This window comes from Bradyrhizobium sp. Arg237L, from assembly GCF_029990105.1.
Taxonomy (GTDB): Bacteria; Pseudomonadota; Alphaproteobacteria; order Rhizobiales; family Xanthobacteraceae; genus Bradyrhizobium.
On the sequence record NZ_JAQMIL010000078.1, the window covers coordinates 1 to 15,751 of the forward strand.

Genomic DNA, 15,751 nt, shown 5'->3' on the forward strand with positions numbered 1-15,751 from the left:
CTGATTTGCCCGACGGCGAAAGCGGAATGTTTTTCGCGCGAGGGATGGACAGACTTTTGGTGATTTGCCCGTCGGGTTGATTTGTCGCACCCAAAGCATCCACATCGTCATTGCGAGCAGAGCGAAGCAATTCATAGCGCCGCAAGTGGAGGCATGGATTGCTTCGCGGAGCCTGTCATCGGGCGCGCGTTCGCGCGACCCGTTGGCTCGCAATGACGGGGGCCGTCATTCCGGGGCGATGCGACAGCATCGAGCCCGGAATCCATTTCACCACAGGCGCTTGCGGCCCAATGGATTCCGGGCCTGCATGCTTCGCACGCATCCCGGAATGACGGCGAAGTTTGCGGCGAGCGACGGCGCAAGGCGTCACCCACTATCATAGTCGCAAGCGAACGCCGGGCTATGCTTCGTCATCAATTGGGCCGTGGGCTCATTAGCGCAGAGCTACAACCGTGGGCCTCACCGGCTGCCAGTGCGATCCAGACCGGCAGGCGTTGATACCGACCAAATCGAGGTATCGATCATCTGGACAGCTTCGTCACCGTTCGCCCTTGTCATGCTTTAGCGGCCAAGCGGACATCAACCGATCGGTACACCCGGCTCACTCGGTCGAAAATGACCCGGAACAGACCTCCCGCGATGCCTGGTTGATGCGCTGCCGAGCATACAGCTGAGATCCATTTTCGCGAGTAGGTCGATGTCCTCAGCCTGAGCTGATGACCTGAAACTCATGTATCACTACACTGATTGTTGGTTGCGGCTGCTGATGTCCGTTACTGTACTGCAGCCGCCCAATCGAAGGAGACCGCCCGTGACCACGCTTGTCGAGCGCCTCGACTTGCCCGCCGCGCTCCGCGCGCGCAGTCGGCGCGACACCGAAACTGACACCGTTCAGTTTGCGCAGGCTGCGCTCGCAGCGGCTAAGCAGGAGGGCCTGCGGCTGGCGGTGCGGGCGCGCTATGTCGCGCTTGCCGTAATCGCCTGCCTGTTGCCGATTATCAACCCGGCATGGGAGCAGCTATATTATGTGGCTCTGCTGGGCCTGTTCGCGCTAATCGGCTGGGCTCAGGCCAGAGTCGGGCGGGTCGGCGTGTCGAGGCCGGAGCTTGCGCTGCTGTTCTGCGACCTTGCGCTGCTGACGTTCGTCATCGTGGGACCGAATCCCCTCGGCTCCGGGCACTGGCCGGCGGCGATGCAACTCCATTTCGGCAACTTCATCTATTTTTTCGTGCTTCTATCGGGCGCCACGCTGGCCTATTCCTGGCGAACGGTTATCGCGGTCGGAACGTGGACCTCGGCCCTCTGGATCATCGGCATTGCCTGGGTGTGGTGGCAGCCCGATCGCGATCCCGCGCTGACCGCCCGTATCGCAGCGGCAATCGGCAGCGATCACCGGCTGTTTCAACTGATCTCGCCCAACTCGATCGTGTTCGGCGAGCGCATTCAGGAGATCGTCGTGTTCATGATCGTCGCGGTGACGCTCGCCGTGGCGGTGCGCCGCAGCAATGATCTCTTGATCCGCCATGCCGCGGTGGAGCGCGAACGCGGCAATCTCGCGCGCTACTTCTCGCCGAACGTGGTCGAGGAATTGTCAGGGCATGACGAGCCACTGAAGCAGGTGCGCACGCAAAACGTCGCGGTGCTGTTCGTCGACATCGTCGGCTTCACGGCCTTTGCCGACGCGCGCACGCCGGACGAGGTCGTGCGCACCTTGCGCGAATTCCACGCGCTGATGGAGCAGGAGGTTTTCCGTCACAGCGGCACGCTGGACAAATATCTCGGCGACGGGCTGATGGCGACCTTCGGCACGCCGTTCATCGGAAAGGCCGACGCCATTAACGCGCTACGCTGTGCGCAGGCGATGATGTCGGCGGCGGATCGATGGAACAACCAGCGCAAAACGGCGGGCGAGACTCCGATCCGCGTCAGTTTTGGCTTGCATTATGGGCCGGTCGTGCTCGGCGACATCGGGCTGACCTGTCTCGAATTTGCGGTGATCGGTTCGACCGTGAACGCCGCAAGCCGGCTCGAAGCCTTGACCCGCGCGCTCGACTGCGCGCTGGTGGCGAGCGACGATCTCGTCAGGCAGGCCAGGACCGAACTCGACAGTGCAGAAGCGGTGTTTCGTCCCCTGATGGCCCAGGCCCCGCAGACCATCCGCGGGCTCGAGCAGCCGATCGCGGTCTGGACGCAGGCACGCGCGGAGGTGTGATAGATCGCGGTGATCGCAACAGGCTTGGCACTTTCGGAGCCTCGGTTTCGCATGAAGCCAAGCCTACTATCCCAAAGCGTCGTCCGACGAAGGAGTTACGACGCAGTTCGATTTTGTCTGTTCCGCAGATGATTGATCAGCCCAGAGAACAGATGGCTGCTTCTGGCCCATCATTTGGTGCCGCGCAGCAATCGCGGCGCCAAGCCGCGCCTCAAATCCCGAGATACCGGTGCTGCAGATCGGGCTCGGCGACCAGTTGCTCTGATGTGCCGCTCCACACGGTGCGGCCACGCTCGATGATGTAGTGGCGGTCGGCGATGCGGGCGAGGTTTCCGACGTTCTTGTCGATCACGAGCACGGATTGGCCGCGCCCCTTCAGCATCGACAGGCAGCTCCAGATCTCGTCGCGGATCAGCGGGGCGAGGCCTTCGGTGGCCTCGTCCAGAATCAGGGGTTTGGGATTGGTCACCAGCGCGCGGCCGATTGCGAGCATCTGCTGCTCGCCGCCGGAGAGCGTGACGCCCATCGCGCCTACTTCGGAAAAGACTTCAGCAGCGCGCGGATCTTGTCCGCGTCCGCGGGCGTTGCAGGATTGTAGATCACCATATTGAGGTCGGGCCGGCCATCGACGGCGAAAGCAGAAAACTCCATCGAGAGCGGTCCCGCGGTGGGATGATGGAGGACTTTCACGCCATCGCCGTGCCCTTGCACGTCGTTGTCACGCCACATTGCCGCGAATTCGGGGCTTGTCGCGGAGAGTTCATCGACCAGCGATTGCACATTGCGCGCCGCACCGGCGCGCGCCACATCCGCGCGGAAGGACGCCACCACATAGCGCGCCACACTTTGCCAGTTGGACTGCGCTGCGCGAACGCGGCTATCGCGGAACATCATGCGCAGAACATTGCGCTGCCCATCCGGCAGTTTGCTGTAGTCGGTGAGGACCGTCGCGGCGGCCCTGTTCCACGCGATCAAATCCCATGTCGCCGTGCGAATAAAAGCGGGACTGTATTCCAGCGTATCGAGCACCCGTTGCAGACGGGGTGAGATACCTTCGGGCGCATGATAGCGGACTTCGGGTGGCCGGCCTAGGCCGAGCAGAAACAAATGTTCGCGCTCCACGTCGGTCAGCATCATGGCTCGGGCAATGCGATCCAGCACGTCGGCCGAGGGTGCTCCGCCGCGCCCCTGCTCCAGCCAAGTGTACCATGTGGCGCTCACATTCGCGCGCTGCGCCACTTCTTCGCGCCGAAGTCCCGGCGTTCGCCGCCGCTTCAGCGGAAAGCCGAATGCCGTAGGATCGAGCTTCGCGCGACGATCCTTGAGATAAGCCCCGAGCGAGTTCGCGTCCGTCATCCTGTTAGCGATTATACCTGTATAATCTCACTACTTTACCCGAATGACGAGCTTAGCAATATCCCGGCATTCCGAACAGGGAGTGCTTCTCATGCGCGTATTCGTCACCGGCGCCGCCGGATTTATCGGCACCGAAACTACAAAAGAACTCATCGCCAACGGGCATCAAGTCGTCGGCCTCGCGCGCTCCGAAGCGAACGTCGAGACGCTCGAGAAACTAGGCGCGGAGGTTCATCGCGGCTCGCTGCAGGACCTGGAAAGCCTGAAGCGCGGCGCAAGGGATTCGGACGGCGTGATCCATCTGGCCTTCATCCATGATTTCTCGAAATTCGCGGAGAATGGCGCGATCGACAAGGCCGCCATCGAAGCAATGGGCGACGTGCTGGCTGGCACGAACAAGCCTTTCATCGTGACCTCGGGAACGGGCCTCATCGCGCCAGGTGTGATGATCACCGAAGATATGCGACGCGATTCAAGCCCGCATGTTCCGCGCGTGTCCGAGCAGGCCGGTTTGGCCTATGCGTCGCGTGGTGTGCGCGCGATGGCAATACGCCTGCCGCAAGTGCATGGCGCCGACGGAAAAGCTGGGTTGATCACTTATCTGCTCGAGCTCGCGCGTCAAAAAGGCGCCGCCGCCTATGTCGGCGAAGGCGCCGAACGCTGGGCAGCGGCGCATAGGCTGGATGTCGCCCGCTTATACCGGCTTGCGTTGGAGAAGGGCGCGGTAGACGGAATTTACCACGCGGTTGGCGAGGAAGGCGTACCCATGCGCCAAGTCATCGAAGTGATCGGCCGCGCGTTGAATGTGCCGGTCGTTTCGATCAAGAAGGAAGAGGCGGCCGATTATTACGGGCCACTGGCAATGTTCGCCGGTTTGGACATGCCGGCCTCCAGCGCTTTGACGCAGCAGCGGTTGGGCTGGACGCCCACTGGGGCTAGCTTGATCGCCGACATCGGCCAGCCGGGTTACTTCAAGGTTTGAGCGGGAGGTTGGGCGCGAAGCGGACATCGACTTCGGTGGGTCGCGCAGGCGGGGTACGCGGCCCAGCTCGTCCAGACCGCCAAGCCGCGCCTCAAATCCCGAGATACCGGTGCTGCAGATCGGGCTCGGCGACCAGTTGCTCTGATGTGCCGCTCCACACGGTCCGGCCGCGCTCGATGATGTAGTGGCGGTCGGCGATGCGGGCGAGGTTTCCGACGTTCTTGTCGATCACGAGCACGGACTGGCCGCGCCCCTTCAGCATCGAGAGGCAGCTCCAGATCTCGTCGCGGATCAGGGGCGCGAGGCCTTCGGTGGCCTCGTCCAGGATCAGGAGTTTGGGATTGGTCATCAGCGCGCGGCCGATTGCGAGCATCTGCTGCTCGCCGCCGGAGAGCGTGACGCCCATGTTGCTGCCGCGTTCGGCGAGGCGCGGAAACAGCGCGTGGATCTTTTCCAGCGTCCAGGGATCGGAGCTGCCTTGGCGATTGCCGGAGGCCGCGACCAGGTTTTCGCGCACCGTCAGGTTCGGAAAGATCTGCCGGCCCTCGGGCACCAGGCCGATGCCGAGTTTTGCAATTCTGTATGACGGCAGGCCGCGCACCTGTTGCCCGGCAAAGCGGATCGCACCTGACCGCGCCGGAGTCAGCCCCATGATGGAGCGGATCGTGGTGGTCTTGCCCATGCCGTTGCGGCCCATCAGCGCGATCATCTCGCCGCGCTTGATCGACAGCGACAGGCCGAACAGCACCTGGCTCAGGCCGTAGCAGGTCTCGATCCCTTCGACCTCCAGCAATGTGTCAGCCAATTGGGCCTCCCTGGCGGGTCACCGCATGCTGTTCGCCGAGATAGGCGCGCTTGACCTCTTCATGCCGGCGGATCGCATCCGGGGTGTCGCAGGCAATGACGCGGCCATAGACCAGGACCGTGATGCGGTCGGCGAGCGCGAACACCGCTTCCATGTCGTGCTCGACCAGCACGATGGTGAACTCCTTGCGCAGCTCCTTCAACAGAGTGACCATCCGCGCGGACTCGGTGACACCGAGGCCCGCCATCGGTTCGTCCAGCAGCAAGAGCTGCGGCTTGGTCGCAAGGGCCACCGCAAGTTCGACTTCGCGCTGCTCGCCATGGCTGAGCTCGGAGACCAGGACATCGGCGCGCGATCCGAGCCCGACGCGCTCCAGCGCCGCACGCGCGGTATCGCGCAGATGCTTCTCCTTCCGCGCGTTGCCCCAGAAGCGGAAGGAGTGACCATCATGCGCCTGCGCCGCGAGCGCGACGTTGTCGATGGCGCTGAAATCCTTCAAGAGCGAGGTGATCTGGAACGAGCGCGCCAGCCCGAGCCGGCTTCGCCGGTAGGACGGCAACCCCGTGACATCGCGACCGGCAAAATGGATGGTGCCGGAATTCGGCATCAATTGCCCGGTCAACTGACTGATCAACGTAGTCTTGCCGGCGCCGTTGGGTCCGATGATCGCATGCAGTTCGCCGCGCGGCACTTCGAGCGACAGATTGTCGGTCGCGAGGATGCCGCCGAAACGGCGCACCAGATTGTCGACGCGAAGCAGGGGATCAGCCACGACGCACCCTCCCGAGCAGGCCCATGATGCCACCACGCGCAAACAGGACGATCAAGAGCAAGAGCGGGCCCATGATCAGCGCCCAATATTCGGTGAACTGCGACAGCAATTCTTCCAGCACGAGATAGACGATCGCGCCGATCAACGGGCCGAACAGCGAGCCCATCCCGCCCAGGATCACCATCACCATGAGATCGCCGGACCGCGTCCAGTACATCACGGCCGGGCTGACGAAATCGGTGTTGTTGGCGAGCAGCGCGCCGGCAAGGCCGCAGATGGTGCCCGCGATGACGAAGCAGGTCAGCCGGTAGCGATAGGCCGGAAAGCCGATTGCCTGCATGCGCTGCTCGTTGGAGCGCACGCCCTGCACCACAAGGCCGAACCGCGAATTGACGATGCGCCAGATCAGGTAGACGCCGCCGAACAGGCAGGCGAGGCAGAGATAATAGAACTGCGTGCGGTCCGAGAGGTTGATCAGCCCGTCGAAGGTGCTGCGCTTGTAGATGGTCAGGCCGTCGTCACCGCCGTAGCGCGACAGCGCGGAGGCGACGTAATAGGCCATCTGTGCAAAGGCGAGCGTGATCATGATGAAATAGACGCCGCGGGTCCGCAACGATAGCGCGCCGATCACCAGCGCAAACAAGGCGGAGACGGCGAGCGCGACCGGCCACTGGATGAAACCGGAGCCGATGCCCTCGGCCGCCAGGATGCCGACGGCATAGCCGCCGATGCCGAGATAGGCGGCGTGGCCGAAGCTCATCATGCCGCCATAGCCCATCATCAGGTTCAGGCTCGAGGCCGCCAGCGCAAAGATGATGATCCGCGTGAACAGCGTCAGGATGAAGATATTGCCTGTAACCGCCGAATAGACCGGCAGCAGGACAAGCGCGGCGCAAACGACCGCCACGACGGCGTTGCTGGCGTTGAGCTTGGACTTCATCGCTTGGCGGCCGGAAACAGCCCCTCCGGCCGCACGACCAGCACGATCGCCATCAACAGGTAGATCAGCATCGAGGACAAAGCGGGCGCGGCGGTCGAGGCGGCGGCACCGCTCAGCACCATGCGCAGCAAATCCGGCAGGAAGGCGCGGCCGAGCGTGTCGATGATGCCGACGAAGATCGCGGCGAGGAAGGCACCGCGGATCGAGCCGATGCCGCCGATCACGATGATGACGAAGGCGAGGATCAGGATGTTCTCGCCCATGCCGATCTGCACGGTCAGGATTGGCGCCTGCATCAAACCGGCAAGACCCGCAAGCGCGGCGCCAAGGCCGAACACCAATGTAAACAGCAGCTTGATGTTGATGCCGAGCGCGCCGGCCATCTCGCGATTGGAGGCGCCGGCGCGGATCAACATGCCGATGCGGGTGCGCATCACCACGAGATAAAGCAGCGCGGCGACCAGCAGCGCGACGACGATGATCGAGAGCCGGTAAGCCGGATAGTAGACGCCGGGCAGAAGCTGCACCGGGGTGGTCAGCCATGTCGGCAATGGCAGCGCGAGGCCGGCCGGCCCCCAGATCAGCCGCACCATGTCATTGAAGAACAGGATCAGACCGAAGGTCGCCAGCACCTGGTCGAGATGGTCGCGGCCATAGAGATGCCTGAGTGCCACGAATTCAAGGGCGATGCCGAGCAGAAGCGTGGCGGCCAGCGCGAGGATCGCACCGAGCACGAAGCTCCCGGTCCAGCCGACAAAGGTCGCGGCGAAATAGGCGCCCATCATGTACAGCGAACCATGCGCCAGATTCACGAAATCCATGATGCCGAACACCAGCGTGAGCCCGGCCGCCAGCAGGAACAAGAGCAGGCCGAACTGCAATCCGTTCAGAAGTTGTTCGATCAGAAGGAACATCGGCGACTTATATCAGCCTCATAAACAAAACAGCGGCAGCGCGGAGGCGCCGCCGCCCTGCTCCCTCGCCCCGCACTTGCGGGGTCGAGACAAGCGAAGCTCGCTCTGAGAGGGCCGGGGTGAGGGGCTGCCTCCGCGAACACCGCGCCCGCGGAGAGTCCCCCTCACCCGGATCGCAAGAGCGATCCGACCTCTCCCCGCAAGCGGGGCGAGGTGACTTACCCTCATTTCATCGGACACTTGTCGTGGAACCGGTCCTGGTCGTTCTCGACGATGGTGGCCACCGTCTTCAGCGATAGCTGACCGTCCGCGTCCTTGACCACGTCCTGCAGGTAGAAATTCTGGATCGGGATGTGGTTGTTGCCATATTTGAACGGGCCGCGCAGCGACTTGAAGTTCGCCTTCTCCATCTCCGCCTTCATCGCATCCTTTTTGGTCAGGTCGCTCTTCACCGCGACGACCGCGCTGTTGATGAGCTGGGCAGCGTCATAGGCCTGCGCGCCGTAATAGGTCGGGCGCAGGTTCGCGTATTTCTTGCGGTAATCGGCGACGAAGCGCTTGTTCTCTTCGTTCGGCAGGTCGTTCACCCATTCCTGGGCCCCGGGAATGCCGAGCGCGTTTTCCTTTTGCAGCGGCAAGGACAATTCGTCGATGGTGAAGGCGGTATAGAGCGGGATCTGCTGCTTGATGCCGGCCTGCACATACTGGTTGAGGAACTGCACGCCGGCGGCGCCCGGATAGAACACGAAGATCGACTCGGCCTTCGAGTTGCGCGCCTTGGTCAGCTCGGCGGAGAAATCGAGCTGGCTCGGCCACACCGTATATTCCTCGCCGACCACCTCGCCCTTGAAGGTGCTCTTGACGCCCGCAAGCATGTCCTTGCCGGCGGCATAGTTCGGCCCGATCAGGAACACCGATTTCACGCCCTTCTGGTTCATGTAGAGGCCCATGGCGGCGGGCGTCTGGTCATTCTGCCAAGAGGTCGAGAAGACATAAGGAGAGCAAAGCTCGCCGGCGAGCTGGGACGGGCCGGCATTGGCCGAGATCAGGAAGGTCTTGCTGTCGACGGCGGTCTTCAGCGAGGCCAGGAGCACGTTCGACCAGATGTAGCCGACAATGAAGTCGACCTTGTCGGACTGCACCAGTTTCTCGGTCTTCTGCTTGCCGACATCCGGCTTCTGCTGGTCGTCCTCATAGATCACCTCAACCGGCTTGCCGTCCATCTTGCGGCCGAGATGGTCGAGCGCCAGCTCGAACGAGTTCCGCATGTCGTTGCCGATGACGGCGGTCGGACCGCTGAAAGTCGAGACAAAGCCGATCTTGATCGTGTCAGCCGCAAGTGCGGGCTGCGCCAGCGCCAGCGCGGTCACGCCCGCCAGCCAAAATGACGTTTTCATGTTCACTCCCCTCCTCAACCATTCCAACCGGCCCGCCAGGCGGGTGAACCGTCCGGCGGCGCCATCCGTGCCCCCGTCACTCCCGCTCAGGGTGACGTGTTTTGTGCGCGGAATCCTGACTGGGCAGCAAGCGTGAACCGAAGGCGGCGTTTAGAACCTTCGGTGCATGCTCGCGCCTAATCTGCACCATAATTCGTAAAATACGAGGCTGGCAAGAATTATAGTGCCGGTTGCCCGGGCAACCATTGTCGCAGTTTCGGAGCTGCTGCCGGCCGCCTTTGCCGCGCCGACTACACCAGATATTCCGCGTCCTCGATGATGTAGGACGCGTGGCGGAAATCCCGGATGCTTGCAACCCTGTCGGCCCGCCAGTCCAGCAGCACGAAATAGTTCGGCCGCGTCGCGGCGGGCACCGTGGGGTCGAACACCAGGATCGCGGGACGGCCTTCCACAAGCCCCGGCACCAGATGCCAGTCGCTGGCCTTGGCGTAATTGCCGAAATAGCGCGAAACCTCGGCTTTGCCATTGAGCCGGGTCCTGCTGACGAGATCAAGCTTGATGTCGTCGGCGATCATGGCGCGGATGGCGTCGAAATCGCGGGCGTTGAAATGGGTGACATAGGCGGAAAGACGGGCCCGATCGGCGTCCGTCAGCTTCGGCCGCGGCGCGTCGTCGCCTTCTTGCGCGAGCTGGCGCAGCCGGACCCGGCCACGGTGCAGGCTGGCCTTTGCCGCCACCAGGCTCAGGTCCATGATCTCGCAGACTTCCGCCAGCGAATAGCCGAGCACGTCCCTCAGGATCACGCTGCTGCGCTGCGCCACCGGCAGGCGCATGAAAGTACGCAGGCTGGCGGCGGCGATCTCGCGGCGGGCGATGTCGTCGAGCTCGTCGGCCATCATGTCGACCTCCTCCGCCGACCGGAGCGCGGCCTGCCGCTGGCGGCGGCGCAGGAAATCGAGCGCGGCGTTGTGCGCTATCCTGAACAGCCAGCCTTCCGGGTTTTGGATCTCCCCAGCCAAAGGAAACGCTTCCACCGCCTTGATCAGCGCATCCTGCAACACGTCCTCGCCGTCGATCACCGAACCGACCATGCGGGAGCAGTAGCGGTGCAGCCGCGGCCGCAGCACGACCAGGAGGCTGTCGAGACCCGCGGCCACCGATGCATCGGACACTGGCGTCATTCTCCCTGCTCAGGATCATGCTCCAGCATACGGTAGTTGCCGACCACCCTGGCGCTGCGAACCAGCGGCGGCTCGGCGCAACGGTCGCGAATGCCGCTCTGGAACGCCTTGAACGCGGCGAGCTGCGGCAACGCGCTGGACCCGTCGTCGGATGCGGTCTCCACGACATGGATGAACGTGTCGTCCTCCAGCCGCAGCGTGAGATAGCGCACGCCATCGGGCTTTGCCGCCTTCAGTTCCGCAAACACCGCCGCAACCAGTTCGGCGTTCGTATCGGCCATTTCGGGCTTCGCCTTGTACCTGATCAGCCTGGTCGTCATCGTCCTCTCCCTGGTTCGAGCCGCGATGCGGAAGCCATCGCGCATCCCAAGGACGTTTGGCGACGGTCAAAGGATACGGTGTCACAGGAAGAATTTTTGCGCTCCTAGGCGCCGTCGCCGATCACGGCCGCGGCACCACGGAAGGCCTGAGCCATACGTTTTCGCTATCGTGCGATTAGAAAGAAGCGCCTTGGAACAACTGCACAAATGAATACATAATCTACCCGGAGATACCGAGAACCCCGGGGCCATAATCCATGACGACGCCGTCGAAAGATCCGCATCACGTGGTGATCGTCGGCGCCGGCTTTGGTGGCTTGGAGGCGACGTTTGGGCTCGCCGGCGCGCCGGTGAAGATTACCTTGATCGACCGTCGCAATCATCATCTGTTCCAGCCACTGCTTTACCAGGTCGCGACCGCTTCGCTGGCGACCTCCGAGATCGCCTGGCCGATCCGCCACCTCCTGCGCGACCGCCGCGAGGTGACGACACTGTTCGCCAACGTCAACAGCATCGACGCCGAAGGCAAGCGTGTCGTGCTCGATGACGGCGACAGCGTCCCCTATGACACGCTGATCCTCGCGACCGGCGCACGCCACGACTATTTCGGCCACGACGAATGGGAACCGTTCGCACCAGGCCTGAAAACGCTGGAGGATGCCACCACGCTCCGGCGCCGCATCCTCGTCGCCTTCGAGCGCGCCGAGCGCGAGACCGATCCGGCGCGGCGCGCGGCGCTATTGACCTTCGTCATCGTCGGCGCCGGCCCGACCGGCGTCGAAATGGCCGGCACCATCGCCGACCTCGCACGCGACACGCTGGCGCCTGACTTTCGCAACATCGACACCCACAAGACCCGCGTCGTTCTGATCGAGGCGGGCTCGCGGGTGCTCGCAGGCTTTCCCGACGATCTCTCGACCTACGCGCAGCGTTCGCTCGAAAAGCTCGGCGTCGAGGTGATGCTGGGCGCGCCGGTCACCGAATGCGATGCCGACGGCGTGGTCTATGGCGGCAAGAGATTGGAGGCGCGGACCATCATCTGGGCTGCCGGCGTGCGCGCTTCCCGGGCCGCCGAATGGCTGAACGCGCCGGCCGACCGCGCCTATCGGCTGCAGGTCAATCCCGACCTCACCGTCCCCGGCCATCCCGACATCTTTGCGATCGGCGATACCATCACGATCGCCGGTCCCGACGGCAAGCCGGTGCCCGGCATCGCACCGGCGGCGAAACAGGAAGGGCGCTACGTCGCGACGCTGATCAGGGCGCGGCTCGAAGGCCGCACGCTGCCGCCATTCCGCTACAAGCACCAGGGCAGTCTCGCCCAGATCGGCAAGCGGCTGGCCGTCATCGATTTCGGCTGGCTCAAGCTGCGCGGCGCGATTGCCTGGTGGATCTGGGGCATCGCCCACATCTACTTCCTTATCGGCATCCGCCACCGCCTCAGCGTCGCGCTGAGCTGGCTCTGGATTCACGCCCGCGACCAGCGCGCGGCCCGGCTGATCACCCAGGGCAGCAGCAAGGTGGCGCGATAGCCTTAAACCAAAAAGAACCGCTGGAACGACCTTATTGCGGGCCGCGACCCCGCAGCGATGATCAAGGAAATGAGCACTCAAACCTCCCCCAGGAAGCCGCGCCGGCCGAGACCCGCGCAAGCAGCGGCTGTCAATTCCGGCCCAACGCTCGACCTCGATCGCTACGTGCCGGCTTTCGTCACCTTCATTGCCAACAAGCTCTCCAACAGCGCCACCTCGTTCTACCAGCGTCATTTCGGCGTCAATGTCACGGAGTGGCGGATCATGTCGCAGCTCGCGATCGAGCCGGGCATCCCCGCCTCGCGCATCTGCCACATCATCGGCTTCGACAAGGGACCGGTGAGCCGGACGCTGGCGCTGTTGCAGAAGCGCGGGCTGGTCGCGATCCGCGCCAACCCGAACGACGGCCGCAGCCATTCGATCACGCTGACGGCCAGAGGCCGCGCCATCCATGACAAAGTCATCGTCGCCGCGCTCGATCGCGAGCGTCGGCTGTTGTCCTGCCTGCGCAAGGACGAGCGGGAGATGCTGATCGACCTGTTGCGGCGGCTGCACAATAATCTCGGCGCGGTGACCCGCCAGACCGGCTCCTGACCGCACGCGCTGCCTCAGCTAACGCAGGCGATCCATTCACGCGAGGTATCGTCATCCAGCATCGCCACCGCAGCCGCACGGCGCGTCAGCACTGCGCGCTGGTTGATGTAGCCCTTATCGGTGATCTCGCCGCCGTCGACGGAGGCGGGCTCCGCAAGCAACAGCGCGCGCGTGGCGTGGCCGGAGGAGTTGCCGCCCTGCGCCTTCAGTCTTGCAAGACCCTGCGCGATCGCGCCGCGGATCGATTCGTGGCCGATCACGTCGGCGATATCGGCGCCGTCGGGCAACCCGGCCTGCGCGCGGCAGGCGGCGATGTTGGGGAATACCAGGAAGCGAACGTCGTCGCCGCCATGGCCGGTGACGACGATGTCCTGCGCGAGCGGCGCCAGTGCGGCGATGCCGGCGACGCGCAGCGTGCCGACGCTGACCCAGGTGCCGGAATTGAGCTTGAAATCCTCGGCAACGCGGCCATCGAAGAACAGCCCGCGTTCGGGCTGTTCCGGATCGGCAAACCTCACGGCATCGCCGATCCGGTAAAAGCCTTCCTCGTCGAATGCCTGCGCGGTCAAGTCTGGCGCCTTCCAGTAGCCCGGCGTGACATTGGGGCCGCGCACGCGGACCTCGAGCTTGTCGCCGGAGGCGACCAGCTTCAATTCGGTACCCGGGACCGGGACGCCGATGTTGCCGGAACGCTCCGCCAGAAAATGGCAATCGGTCGCGAGCGGCGACGTCTCGGTCGAGCCCCAGGCCGACACCATCGGAAGCCGGCGGCCGACGGTCTTCACGGACAATTCTTCCAGCGCGTCCCATAGATTCTGCGGCAACGCCGCGCCGGCATAGAAGGCAAATTTCACCTCGCCGAAGAATTTCCGGCGCAACGCATCATCGTCGCGAAGCGCCGCGATCAGCATGTCGAAACCGCGCGGCACATTGAAATAGACCGTCGGCACCACGCTGCGCAGATTGGCGAGCGACGTCGCGAACAGGCCCGGCGCCGGCTTGCCGCCGTCGATATAAAGCGTGCCGCCGTTACGCAGCACCAGGTTGAAATTGTGGTTGGCACCGAAGGTGTGGCTCCAGGGCAGCCAGTCCAGGATCACGAGATCGTCGCGCACCGAGTCAAGGAACGTCCAGGTCTGTGCCTTGGCCTGCTGGCTCGAGGTCAGCATCCGCTGGGTGTTGATCACGGCCTTCGGCGCGCCCGTCGACCCCGAGGTGAACAGGAATTTTGCGATGGTGTCCGGCGTCACCGCCGCGAAGGCCTTTTCGATCTCCGCGGTCTCGGGCGTAGCCGCGATGGCGCGGAACGAAATCGCATCGCTGTCGTCGGCTTTGCCGCTGATGATGCTCGCGGTATGGAACGGCTTGACCGCGGCAAGCGCCGCCGCAAACGGCCTGGTGGCGGAAACATAGATCGCGCCGGGCTCGAGCAGCCGGACCATGCTCTTCAGTTTGTCGAAATCCTTCAACATCAGCGAATAGGCCGGCGAGATCGCAGCCGACGGCACGCCGACATGCTGGGCGGCGAGCGCGAGCAGCGCGTGATCGATTGAGTTGTCGGAGAGGATCATCACCGGGCGTTCGGCGCTAAGGCCCTGCGCCAGGATCCAGGATGCGAGCGCACGCACCTGCGCCAAGGCATCGGCATAGCTGACGGTGGTCCAGGGCACCTCGACATCGGCGCGCTCGGCGAGGAAGGCCCTGTTCGGCATCTGCCGCGCCCAATGCTCCAGCCAGTCGCCGACGCAGCGCGCGCCTTCGCGCAAGGGCACGGTCGATCTCACGATGATGCTGCCGTCGCCCCGCCGATCGGCAACGATCGCGGGCACGGCAAACAGATGATCAGGATTGTCCCCGCGCGCGGCGGCAATCGTCATGGTTTCCTCCTCGCCCGTCCTGACCGGGCTTGCCCGGCGCAGCTTATGGCCGCCGGCTGCAGCCTCGTTCCGGGCTGCTTGGTCATAATGTTGGGCAGGACAATTGTTGTCGTCAACAACAATCTTTTCTTGCCCCTGCTCGGGCGTTAAAAGAGACGCGGCATCGGAGGAATCACGTGGCCAACAGAGCGGCGCCGCTGCGGCTGACTTCCGCCAACGGGAAACCATCAGGAAGACCAACAGGAAACGGCAAGGCGCGGCGAGACGACGCGGACCGTGAGGTCGGGCTCGACGCGCTGGCCGGGCATGCCGGCTACGCAGTGCGACGATTTCAGATCTGGATCTTCCAGGATTTCATCAAGACGCTTGCGGCGGTCGATATCAGGCCGACGCAATATTCCGTCATGACCGTGATCGGCGCCAATCCGGGCCTGAGCCAGATGGCGGTGGCGAAGCGGCTCGGGATCGAGCGCGCCAGGCTGGTGCACCTCCTGGACGGCCTCGAGCGGCGCAAGCTGGTCAAGCGGGTCCAGTCCCCGTCCGACCGGCGGTCCCACGCCTTGTATCTTACCGCGCAAGGCGAGACATCGCTGCGTCAGTTCAAGCGGCTTGCTGCCGAGCACGAACGTCACGTAGCCGAGAAGATCGGCAAGGAGAACCGGGAGCGCCTGCTTCAGATCCTCTCCTGCTTCACCTGACCCCCGGCGCGGGGCGTACCTCGCCTCAAATCGTCCTGCCCAATGATTGGGCAATCCCGTTGCGGCGGATTGCCTCCTGGAACTCTTGCCAATTCCCACGCCTGCCCTAAGCGGCTGATCTTACGTGCCGATTCCAGTAACCGCGCCCGGATCGGAAATGTACACAATGGC

At 63.8% G+C, this 15,751-nt stretch carries 14 protein-coding genes and 1 pseudogene; 5 read left to right on the forward strand and 10 right to left on the reverse strand.

Going from position 1 to position 15,751, the window contains the following annotated elements; all coding sequences use genetic code 11:
• Positions 1-811 precede the first annotated feature (811 nt).
• Positions 812-2,212 (forward strand): adenylate/guanylate cyclase domain-containing protein, encoded by a 1,401-nt coding sequence (locus OZ411_RS34710; protein ID WP_282531540.1) that lies wholly within the window; start codon positions 812-814, stop codon positions 2,210-2,212.
• A 211-nt stretch (positions 2,213-2,423) separates the two neighbouring features.
• Here the strand turns inward: OZ411_RS34710 and OZ411_RS34715 are convergent.
• Both OZ411_RS34715 and OZ411_RS34720 read right to left on the reverse strand, forming a co-directional pair.
• A pseudogene (locus OZ411_RS34715) lies at positions 2,424-2,726 on the reverse strand (ATP-binding cassette domain-containing protein); the annotation flags it as partial.
• A 17-nt stretch (positions 2,727-2,743) separates the two neighbouring features.
• Positions 2,744-3,568: a helix-turn-helix transcriptional regulator gene (locus OZ411_RS34720; RefSeq protein WP_282531541.1), complete on the reverse strand. Its 825-nt coding sequence runs from the start codon at positions 3,566-3,568 to the stop codon at positions 2,744-2,746.
• Between the two features lie 91 nt (positions 3,569-3,659).
• On the opposite strand from OZ411_RS34720, the gene OZ411_RS34725 reads away from it, so the two are divergent.
• The gene (locus OZ411_RS34725; protein WP_282531542.1) at positions 3,660-4,550 is read left to right on the forward strand and encodes an SDR family oxidoreductase; all 891 of its coding nucleotides are present in this window, start codon (positions 3,660-3,662) and stop codon (positions 4,548-4,550) included.
• A gap of 91 nt (positions 4,551-4,641) precedes the next feature.
• Here OZ411_RS34725 and OZ411_RS34730 read toward each other — a convergent pair whose 3' ends face one another.
• The 7 genes from OZ411_RS34730 to OZ411_RS34760 all read right to left on the reverse strand — a co-directional run bounded on the left by OZ411_RS34730 (position 4,642) and on the right by OZ411_RS34760 (position 10,879).
• Entirely contained in the window at positions 4,642-5,355 is a 714-nt protein-coding gene (locus tag OZ411_RS34730) for an ABC transporter ATP-binding protein (RefSeq protein ID WP_282531543.1), read from the reverse strand.
• Positions 5,348-6,127 carry an ABC transporter ATP-binding protein gene (locus OZ411_RS34735; protein WP_282531544.1) on the reverse strand — a complete coding sequence of 260 codons (780 nt, stop codon included), beginning with the start codon at positions 6,125-6,127 and terminating at the stop codon, positions 5,348-5,350. The genes OZ411_RS34730 and OZ411_RS34735 overlap by 8 nt, the downstream gene beginning before the upstream one ends.
• Positions 6,120-7,067, reverse strand: coding sequence for a branched-chain amino acid ABC transporter permease (locus OZ411_RS34740; protein ID WP_130578304.1), 948 nt, complete (start codon positions 7,065-7,067; stop codon positions 6,120-6,122). Before OZ411_RS34740 ends, OZ411_RS34735 begins: the two co-directional genes overlap by 8 nt.
• Positions 7,064-7,981, reverse strand: a complete 918-nt coding sequence (locus tag OZ411_RS34745) for a branched-chain amino acid ABC transporter permease (RefSeq protein ID WP_282531545.1) — start codon at positions 7,979-7,981, stop codon at positions 7,064-7,066. Before OZ411_RS34745 ends, OZ411_RS34740 begins: the two co-directional genes overlap by 4 nt.
• Before the next feature lie 224 nt (positions 7,982-8,205).
• Positions 8,206-9,378 carry an ABC transporter substrate-binding protein gene (locus tag OZ411_RS34750; protein WP_130578306.1) on the reverse strand — a complete coding sequence of 391 codons (1,173 nt, stop codon included), beginning with the start codon at positions 9,376-9,378 and terminating at the stop codon, positions 8,206-8,208.
• A gap of 290 nt (positions 9,379-9,668) precedes the next feature.
• On the reverse strand, positions 9,669-10,559 hold the full coding sequence (locus tag OZ411_RS34755) for a sigma-70 family RNA polymerase sigma factor (protein ID WP_282531546.1): 891 nt from the start codon (positions 10,557-10,559) through the stop codon (positions 9,669-9,671).
• Positions 10,556-10,879 (reverse strand): hypothetical protein, encoded by a 324-nt coding sequence (locus OZ411_RS34760; RefSeq protein ID WP_130578308.1) that lies wholly within the window; start codon positions 10,877-10,879, stop codon positions 10,556-10,558. The genes OZ411_RS34755 and OZ411_RS34760 overlap by 4 nt, the downstream gene beginning before the upstream one ends.
• A gap of 257 nt (positions 10,880-11,136) precedes the next feature.
• Between OZ411_RS34760 and OZ411_RS34765 the strand changes: the two genes are divergently transcribed.
• Together OZ411_RS34765 and OZ411_RS34770 are read left to right on the forward strand one after the other, a co-directional pair.
• Positions 11,137-12,411, forward strand: a complete 1,275-nt coding sequence (locus tag OZ411_RS34765) for an NAD(P)/FAD-dependent oxidoreductase (protein ID WP_282531547.1) — start codon at positions 11,137-11,139, stop codon at positions 12,409-12,411.
• A gap of 69 nt (positions 12,412-12,480) precedes the next feature.
• Entirely contained in the window at positions 12,481-13,005 is a 525-nt protein-coding gene (locus tag OZ411_RS34770; protein WP_282531548.1) for a MarR family transcriptional regulator, read from the forward strand.
• A gap of 14 nt (positions 13,006-13,019) precedes the next feature.
• Here the strand turns inward: OZ411_RS34770 and OZ411_RS34775 are convergent, their stop codons facing one another.
• Positions 13,020-14,882 (reverse strand): feruloyl-CoA synthase, encoded by a 1,863-nt coding sequence (locus OZ411_RS34775; protein ID WP_282531549.1) that lies wholly within the window; start codon positions 14,880-14,882, stop codon positions 13,020-13,022.
• Between the two features lie 203 nt (positions 14,883-15,085).
• On the opposite strand from OZ411_RS34775, the gene OZ411_RS34780 reads away from it, so the two are divergent.
• Complete coding sequence (locus tag OZ411_RS34780; RefSeq protein WP_349017065.1) at positions 15,086-15,580, forward strand: MarR family winged helix-turn-helix transcriptional regulator; 495 nt, start codon at positions 15,086-15,088, stop codon at positions 15,578-15,580.
• The last annotated feature ends 171 nt before the right edge of the window (positions 15,581-15,751 follow it).

Coding starts and splice junctions, on each gene's coding strand:
- OZ411_RS34720 (WP_282531541.1), bottom strand. CDS start 3,568: ATGACGGACGCGAACTCGCTCGGGGCTTATCTCAAGGATCGTCGCGCG.
- OZ411_RS34725 (WP_282531542.1), top strand. CDS start 3,660: ATGCGCGTATTCGTCACCGGCGCCGCCGGATTTATCGGCACCGAAACT.
- OZ411_RS34740 (WP_130578304.1), bottom strand. CDS start 7,067: ATGAAGTCCAAGCTCAACGCCAGCAACGCCGTCGTGGCGGTCGTTTGC.
- OZ411_RS34745 (WP_282531545.1), bottom strand. CDS start 7,981: ATGTTCCTTCTGATCGAACAACTTCTGAACGGATTGCAGTTCGGCCTG.
- OZ411_RS34750 (WP_130578306.1), bottom strand. CDS start 9,378: ATGAAAACGTCATTTTGGCTGGCGGGCGTGACCGCGCTGGCGCTGGCG.
- OZ411_RS34755 (WP_282531546.1), bottom strand. CDS start 10,559: ATGACGCCAGTGTCCGATGCATCGGTGGCCGCGGGTCTCGACAGCCTC.
- OZ411_RS34760 (WP_130578308.1), bottom strand. CDS start 10,879: ATGACGACCAGGCTGATCAGGTACAAGGCGAAGCCCGAAATGGCCGAT.
- OZ411_RS34765 (WP_282531547.1), top strand. CDS start 11,137: ATGACGACGCCGTCGAAAGATCCGCATCACGTGGTGATCGTCGGCGCC.
- OZ411_RS34770 (WP_282531548.1), top strand. CDS start 12,481: ATGAGCACTCAAACCTCCCCCAGGAAGCCGCGCCGGCCGAGACCCGCG.
- OZ411_RS34775 (WP_282531549.1), bottom strand. CDS start 14,882: ATGACGATTGCCGCCGCGCGCGGGGACAATCCTGATCATCTGTTTGCC.